An 8086-nucleotide genomic window follows, 5' to 3' on the forward strand; every position below is an offset into this window, starting at 1 on the left:
ACTTATACTATAGCAAGTATCGGATTCAGGATTTAGCTGATACATAAATAGTATATCACAAGTAAAACGTGCTTGTCAACAAAAACAGCACTGGCTGAGCAGTGCTGTTTTGTGCATAACATAGAACTTAAAAATTATTTTTTTCTTATTAAACGGTTTTCCGTTTAATTTCATGTGATTTCGATCCTCTTATAGAAAGCGTTACATCTGAGCGTTGAAGAGAGCAGCCAGCTCGTAAACAACGTCATCGCTGTCAGCGTCGATATAAACAGCTTCGTTTATAGAAGAAAGGTCCTTGAGAGAATTGATCTCTTCATTGTATCCTATAGTATATATCGGTATTCCGTAATGACTTACAATACCTGCCGCTGTGTTGTATTCAACGCCGCGGTTGCACTGTCCGTCGCTGAGGACGAATATCATAGTCTTGGCGTCGGGAATGCTCTCCTTGTACTCGTTTATCATATTGATTCCGACGAGAAGAGCGTCGTATGTAGCAGTATTTCCGCCTGCCTTCATTTTCTCCACAGCCCCCGCAAAGTAAGAACGCTGTTCAAGGTCGAACTGAGCAATTGGAAGATTGAGCTTAACATCGTCATTATAGGAAATAAGACCTACATAATTGTCCGATCTTATATTCTTTGAAGCCTCTATAAGAGAGTCCTTAAGACGGTTAAGAGGGTCGCCGGTCATGCTTCCCGAAACGTCAGCAATAAACAGAGCTATTGTCGGTGTGCCCGAGTCCTTTTCTTCCTTCCAGAGCCTCTGAGCGCTGATTATATCAGCTCCGCTTATGTCATTTGTGTTGTAGCTGTAGCTGTTGTCGGGATCGAAGCCGTACTCCTTTGCTTTCTGCTGAGGACCGCTGCTGAGCGCATAGCTCAGGAAAGCATTGATAGCCTCATGCTGTTCATCCGAGAGGTCACCTACGCTGTAAAGGGGATTGCTGTGCTTGTAGCCGAAGGGGATAAAGTCGTATCCGCCCTTGAGTACAGCGCTGTTTGTATAAGCCTGATACTCAACGACACCTGCCTGGAGAGTACCGCTCTGCATAGCGTTTACCATCTGATCTGTGGTATAGCATACGAAAGGTATGCCCTTCTGGAGCTGCTGAAACTGTGAAACAGCTGTATCACTGAGGATATTTCCGCTGTCAAAATGCTGGAGCGCATTTACAAGGAAGTTAAGACCTGTAGCCGAAGTATAAGGGTAGGTATAACCCATCTGGAGCTCGCCGCTTACAACTGCGTCTACTATATTTTCATATGTTACAGAGCCGTACTTTGAAGCTACCGATGAAGCAGCCGATCGGGAAATAGCGATGCCCGCTGTATTTGCAACAAGTGATTCGGCTTCCAGACGGAGCTTTGCGCCCGCTTCCATGGCAAGCTTTCCGAAAAGCTCATTTGAAGGAGTATAAGCCTGCGGGAGGTATACATTATTTGATATATAATCAGATGAAGCTCCCGAGGGAATGCTTCTTACGCTTACGGAGATGATCTTTCCGTTTGAGAGGCGGTTCCTCTGACTGTTGAACTTTTCCGCAGTCTCGTTGAGCCAGCCGTTGTTGTTCTTGCCTGCTTTTTCAGAGGTAGAGAATATCTCGATATCCACATCTCCGCCACCGACAACGGTGAGCGGGTATTTTGTCTCGATATTCGGAAGGTTTGCGGAGCCGTTATCAGAGTAATCAACAGTTCCCTTTACCTTTTCGGCACTGAGAATGTTGATATTTTTCAGGCATTTCTGAAGCTTTTCCTCAGGATTATTTACAGACACCTTATGTGTATTTGTGGAAGGCAGATCATTATTCCTTTTGGAAGAGCTCTTGTTAATCACTGTGATTATCAGTGCAGCAGTGATTATTGCGCCTATTACGGCGATAATAAGCGGAGTTTTGCTTTTGTTCATCTCATATCCTCACTTTCGATCTCGTTCTTGTATTCGTGTATTGAATCTATTATAAGCTTAAGTGACCTTATTTCGGTACTGCTTCTCTCGTTGTCCGTCATCTGTGAGACTTCAACAAGCAGATTGGTATAGTCCTTAAGTATCTTATCGTTTCTTTCCGTAAGCATCCTAAGATAGCTCTTATGACCGTTTATTTCCTCATATCTTGAGGACGACTGCATGATAGCTGTACGCTTCATGAACATTGTCATATTATTGAGCATTACGGACTGTATGTCCTGATTTACAAGCTCGTAAACTCCACCGCTGGAGCTTATGGTATCAAGGGTCTCGGACTTTTTGCGGAAAAGCTCCCACTGTTCTATCATTCTTGAAGCTTCCTGACGGCACAGGGGATAATCCTTGAGGTTCTTCATTACTTCTATGTAATCCTCAGGCTGGTTGAGAGCTTCAAAGGTGTGCTCATCTATGACGTAGGAGCGCTGAAAGGCTTTTTTACCGAGAGCTGCCAGCTTTACGAAGTAATAGTTGCCTGCGCTGAGAAGTCCTACTATTAATATTACAGCGATTATGGAGAGCCCTGCGGAGTCCAGTATATCCGTACCTCCGAAGAGGAGAGCTCCGAAAGTAGCTATAATAATATTAAAAACGATCTGCCCCAGGTATTTTTTCAATAAATTCACCCCAATCAGCCGTTTTTCCACGGCTTGTTATATCAAAATATATTATATAACATTTTCTGTGAAAAGTCAATCATACCCGAGCCCGAAAGGCAGATATTTCCGTTATACCACTATATACCGACGTTTGAAGAAATTGTGACTGCATTGATACAAAACTGTTAAGGATAAAAAACAGCAGCCTGTACACAAGTACAGACTGCCGTCTTTAAAGAATATGATCTTTTATATCATTACTTCTTGCCAGCCATGAAGTCTTCCATTGAAACGGGAGTTCCGTCCTTTATAGTGGAAGCGTAAGCATAGTAGCTGAGGATCTTTGCAGCGTCAACTGCGTCGATGATAGCATCGCCTGTAACGTTTGCTGCAAGCTTCTGCTCCTCTGTGAAGCCGCCGTCGCCGCCTGTAGATACCTTAGCATAGTACTTAAGTACCTGTGAAGCGTCAACTGCGTTGATGATGCCGTCGTTGTTTACATCGCCGAGCATATACTTGACGTCCTTACCGCCTGTAACTGTAATAGTGAGAGGCTTGTAAGCTGTCTTGTAATTGAAGTTTGTGCTGTCCTGGAATACCTTGCACTCCGAGAAGCCGATAGTGTGCTTGCCGTTTGTAGCGTCGTCAGTGATCTTGACTACCAGTGTGAATGCAGCCTTTCCGTCTGTAGGAATTACAGGCTCACCGTCACTGCCAATGCTTGTGAAGTTTACACGGCCTTCGTCCTCATTTGTTGAAGCGGAAGCACCGTCAAGAGCCGGAGCCTTGCTGCCGAGCTTTGTGATCTTGACAGATGAATCTGTCTTGAACTGAACGTCCATAGCTGAAACGGGCTTGCCGTTAGCTGTAACATTAGCATAAACTGTTATTTCGTCGCCGGGCTTTGCAGAGATCTCAGAATTGCCGTCCTTGTCTGCAAATGTGAAGTTGATATCAGCGCCCTCGGACTGCTGGCCCTGACCGCCGCCCGAAACCTTGATGCTGATAGGAGCGAAGGATGACTTGTATGTGTAGTTGGTATTGTCCTTGTATACCTTTAACTCGGAGAAGCCGATGGTGTAATCGCCGCTTGCGTTGTCAGCAACCTTTACCTTGAGAGTGAGAGCTGCCTTTCCGTCTGTAGGAACGATAGGCTCTCCGTCCTCATCGTTGATAGCGGTGAAGTTAGCACGGCAGTCGTCCTCGTTTGTTGATACAGCTGAGTTGCCGATAGCAGCTGACTTGCCGCTGATCTGCTGGAGCTTTAAGCCTGAGCCGAGCTGGAACTGTACATCCATAGCCGATACGGGCTTGCCGTTAGCTGTGATGTTAGCGTTGATAACGAGCTCATCGCCGGGCTTTGCTTCGATAGAAGTCTTGCCGTCCTTGTCAGCGAATGTGAACTGGATATCTCCGTCCTGAGATACAGGCTTTGCTGTAGTTGTTGTAGTTGTTGTGGTGGTAGCAGAAGTTGTGGTTGTTGTTGAAGGAGTACTTCCGTTTGCATCAACAATGTTGATAGTCATTGTCTCAAGCTTGAGGTTGCCGTCCTTTGTGGTATATCTCTGCTTTTCACCCTCTACGAGAGGACAGGGATTGTAGTTTACACCTGTTGTATCTGTGTTGTACTCGCAGTACTTTATGGTGTATGTACCTACAGCAATGCTCTGCGGGATGATCGTATCAAAAACATATAAAGGATATGAGTCTGACTTTTCGCCTGCCCACTTGTATTCCTTGCCGTTGTTTGTCCATGAAAGACCTATATAGTAATTATCTGTACCTGCGGCAGTCTGTGATGAATCAACACCGAAAACGTGCTTGCCGGCAGCCATATAGCCGTCAAGATCATCATAGGAGCCTGCAAATGATATGTAGCTGCTTGTACTGAATTTAGTACCGCCTAAGGTGTACTCCTGTTCGCTCTTTGTATAGCCGTCCTTTTCGGGGTTGTAGAGCTTGAAGGAGATGTCCTTTGAATCTGTGGTGATACCAACGAGAAGTGAATCTGTGGAACCGTTAGCGCTCTCGCTATAGTATAAAGCTGAGGGGAGAACATAACCGTCCGCAGGGATATCGCTCTTCTTGATAGTCACTGTTGATGCAGCGTCTGCTGATGAAGGCTTGGCAATGTCATATGTCTTGACAGCAAAACCCTTGGAAGCATCGGCAGCACCTGCTGTTGCAGGAACGACTGCACCTATCATTGAAGCAGCAATTCCAAGTGATGTGATTGCAGAAATAAACTTTTTCATTTGCAAATCTTCCTTTCCATATTTTTACGCCTTATGTGCGTAAGGGGCTTTGGCTTTAAAAGGCAGTAAACAGATACTGCAAATTAAAAGCACTTTGTGATATTATATCATAAAATGCCGCTTGTGTCAATGCAATTGTTGCGGTTTTTAACGATAGATAAAGTTAAAACAACGTAAATTGATTTAATGTTTTTAACAAAGGAAACGGGGCTGTACGGAAAAGGATCATCAGCTGCCCTGTGACAGCTGATGATCCTTAAAATATATATCGTGATATAAAACGGAATATCCCGCAGCTATTCTATTATAAGCTGATAAAGCGCTCCTGCTGCATCAGCCTACAGTAGTGATCTTTTCGGCGTAGCTCTCAGGGAAGCTCCTGAGCAGACTGAGGAGATACTTCTGTATGGTAACAGCATCGTTTGTAGTAATACCGCCGCCTGCTTCGTAAACATCTCCGTTGAATTTGCCCTGATCCGAAAGCTGATACTTGTTCGGGTTTGCAAGGGACTGCATTATGAGTACCGCATCGCCCATATCTATAGCGTCGTCACAGTTTGCGTCGCCCCACTTTGAGACCTTGGAGTCGAGGACTTCCTTCGGATCCTTAGGCACTGTGGTGGTAGTTGTTTCCGTTGTGGTCTCGGAGGTCGTAGCAGTTGTGGTCGTTGCAGTGGTCGTGGTTGTTGTGGTGGTAGTTTCTGAGGTCGTAGTCGTTGTAGTAGTTGTAGTGGTCGTCGTAGTTGTGGTAGTCGTTACAACAGGTCCGTCTATCTGAGTACCTGCCTTTGCAACGATAGCCTCGTCAATTGTGAAGTCACCTGTGCCTTCCTCTGTTTCAACGTAGAGGATATATCCCGAACCCTCGGGGAGCGTATAGTTCGCGTTGGCAAGCTGTACATATCCGCCTGTGGATTCAGCGCTTGCAATGTGATCGTACTTGGTTTCGCCAGAAGAGTCCTTATATTCGAGAGAGAGCATAAGGTTGCCCGAGCCCGAAGCTGCCACGCTGAAGCTGTAGGTCTCGCCTGCCTTGAAGGTCAGTGAATCAAGAGACTTAAGAGCACCGTGCCATGCGCTGCTTCTGTCGGAAACCGTAAGAGCCTTGCTGCCCTTGTAAGCTGTACCGCCTGAAGCAACGGAAGCGCCGCCTCTGCCTTCCCAGCTGTCGGTTCCTTCTTCAAATGTATCGTGGTAATAGCAGCCGTTCTCATCGGGTTCGATAGGCTCGGGAGGTGTCGGATCCTTGCCGCCTTCAAAGCCCTTGCCGTCGCTTTCGAGCCCTACAACGAAGGTCGTGACGCTGTTTGCGGGGAGCTGAGCGGTGAATGATGAGCCGTTTGCGGAGATGCCGCCTATTTTAGCTATATTCTCGCTTCCTGAGGTTCTGTAGCTGTCAACATTGGTGACTGTTCTGTTGCTGAGGGTGAACTGCTGAGAAACAGCTCCGCTGCCCTTGTTTATAGCAACGACGGTAGCCTGTGTATCGCTGTGCTTATAAGCCGATACGAGGATATTGCTGTTTGGCTGCTCTGTAGCGTCTATACGTACATCGCCGGGACGCACCCATTTCGAGAACTGTGCCATAGCATATCCGCGCTTTGATATCTTGCCCGTATCCCACATAGGACTGTACTGACGGCGGATATACCACCATACATATGCGTTCATGTTTCCTACAACGAGAGCGTTGTGGATATTTTCCGATACCTGAACGGCTTCGGGCCACCTGTCTGCGGAGTTGTTGTCGCTGTTGGGAACGTATACCTCGGTCATCCATATTTCCTTGCCGCAGTTCTCAAGGGCAGGGAAGTCCATCTGGCTGCGCTGTGTACCGTAGAAGTGAGTACCGAACATATCGCAGTTTTCCATAGCCTTTGAATTATTGAGGATGGCATTGTAATAATCCTTGCTGTAGCTGAAGCTCTCAGGCGACATCATTTTTGTGGTCGTTCCTGCCGTTACAGCCTTTCCGTAGTTTGCAAGGAAGCTTGCACAGCGGTCAGGAGCCCAGTATGTCCATTCACCCGACCAGTCGGGCTCGTTCTGTACTGATATAGAATTGAGCTGAACGCCCTGACTGTTGCAGTATTTGATGAAGTCGTTGAGATGCTGGGCGTACTGTGCCTCAGATCCGTTTTTAAGAACGTACTGTCCGCCTCTCGGGCCGCCTGAGCCGTTCTGACGCATTGAAGCGGGCGGGTTCCACGGAGTTGCGAATACGGTAGCGCCGAGCTTCTGAGCTCTCTGAGCGGTAGGGATAGCGTTCTTCCATGCGTTCTTGTCGTCGCTTACGAAGATACGCAGGATAGTGAGACCAAGCTCGTTTTCGCCGTTGCCGAAGGCAGTCTGTACCTGTGCCTCGGTCATATCTCCCGGAGCTCCGTTCTGAACATTGTAGCTCTGCCATTCGGGATGGTTCATACCGCCGAAGCCGCGTATCGTCTGGTATTCCTTGTTCGTGTTGATAGTGCAGGCGCCTGCGGCGTTTGCTTCAAGCACGTTTGAAGGGAAGGAACCTGCTGATGAAACGAGCATAGCTCCTGCCATGACTGCTGAGAAGGCAGTCCTTACTTTTTTTGTTATATTCATTTTTTACCCCCTGCCGAGTGCCGTGTGCCTCCACAGCGACTCGCATTATTATTTAATGTAATAATAACTCATATTATTCATTCTGTAAACTCAAAATATGAAACAAAGGTGGACAAAATGAAGAAGTTGTGTATAATCTCTTTAATGTAGCTTTATATGTTCTAAAAAATGCACGATATTACATAATAAAAATCTCCCGGAACAGATATCTGCCCCGGGAGACCAATTATGAGATATGTGTTTTTTTACATACGAAGTGCGCTGCGGATTATATCAAATCTTGCAATAAGGAAGTCAACAACGGAGATGTTTCCGCCGCCGAACATTCCGCCGCCGCCGCCGAAGCCGCCGCCCCAGCCGCCGCCGAAGCCGCCGCCTCCGCCGCCGCCCCACTGCATTCCGCCGCCGCCGAAGCCGCCCTGGAATGCCCAGCTGCCGCTTACTACGGTCTCGTCATCGCTTTGTGGTTCGTCGGAGTTCATCTGGACGCCGCCGAAGTTGAAACCGCCGTTGTCACCGCCGAAGTTCCAGTTCTGCTGACCGCCCTGCTGCTGATCGCCGCCGAAGTTCCAGTTCTGCTGTCCGCCCTGCTGCTGATCGCCGCCGAAGTTCCAGTTCTGCTGTCCGCCCTGCTGCTGATCGCCGCCGAAGTTCCAGTTACCCTGCTGCTGC

The 8086-nt window shown here is 47.5% G+C and carries 4 protein-coding genes and 1 pseudogene; all 5 read right to left on the reverse strand.

Annotated elements, in window-relative coordinates; all coding sequences use genetic code 11:
• Positions 1 to 201: 201 nt before the first annotated feature.
• Complete coding sequence (locus Q0R37_RS07635; protein WP_294753023.1) at positions 202 to 1911, reverse strand: VWA domain-containing protein; 1710 nt, start codon at positions 1909 to 1911, stop codon at positions 202 to 204.
• Positions 1908 to 2585, reverse strand: coding sequence for a hypothetical protein (locus Q0R37_RS07640; protein WP_294753025.1), 678 nt, complete (start codon positions 2583 to 2585; stop codon positions 1908 to 1910). Before Q0R37_RS07640 ends, Q0R37_RS07635 begins: the two co-directional genes overlap by 4 nt.
• Before the next feature lie 239 nt (positions 2586 to 2824).
• A complete protein-coding gene (locus Q0R37_RS07645; RefSeq protein WP_294753027.1) occupies positions 2825 to 4822 on the reverse strand; it encodes a dockerin type I domain-containing protein in 1998 nt (665 codons plus the stop codon).
• Between the two features lie 333 nt (positions 4823 to 5155).
• Positions 5156 to 7414: a glycoside hydrolase family 30 beta sandwich domain-containing protein gene (locus tag Q0R37_RS07650; RefSeq protein WP_294753029.1), complete on the reverse strand. Its 2259-nt coding sequence runs from the start codon at positions 7412 to 7414 to the stop codon at positions 5156 to 5158.
• 245 nt (positions 7415 to 7659) lie between these two features.
• Positions 7660 to 8086, reverse strand: a pseudogene (locus tag Q0R37_RS07655) (hypothetical protein); the annotation flags it as partial.

It is taken from the genome of uncultured Ruminococcus sp. (assembly GCF_946415235.1).
Classification (GTDB): domain Bacteria; phylum Bacillota; class Clostridia; order Oscillospirales; family Ruminococcaceae; genus Ruminococcus.

What these genes read in the sequence shown, in the direction of transcription:
- Q0R37_RS07645 (WP_294753027.1), bottom strand. Translation starts at nt 4,822, where the DNA reads ATGAAAAAGTTTATTTCTGCAATCACATCACTTGGAATTGCTGCTTCA.
- Q0R37_RS07650 (WP_294753029.1), bottom strand. Translation starts at nt 7,414, where the DNA reads ATGAATATAACAAAAAAAGTAAGGACTGCCTTCTCAGCAGTCATGGCA.
- Q0R37_RS07635 (WP_294753023.1), bottom strand. Translation starts at nt 1,911, where the DNA reads ATGAACAAAAGCAAAACTCCGCTTATTATCGCCGTAATAGGCGCAATA.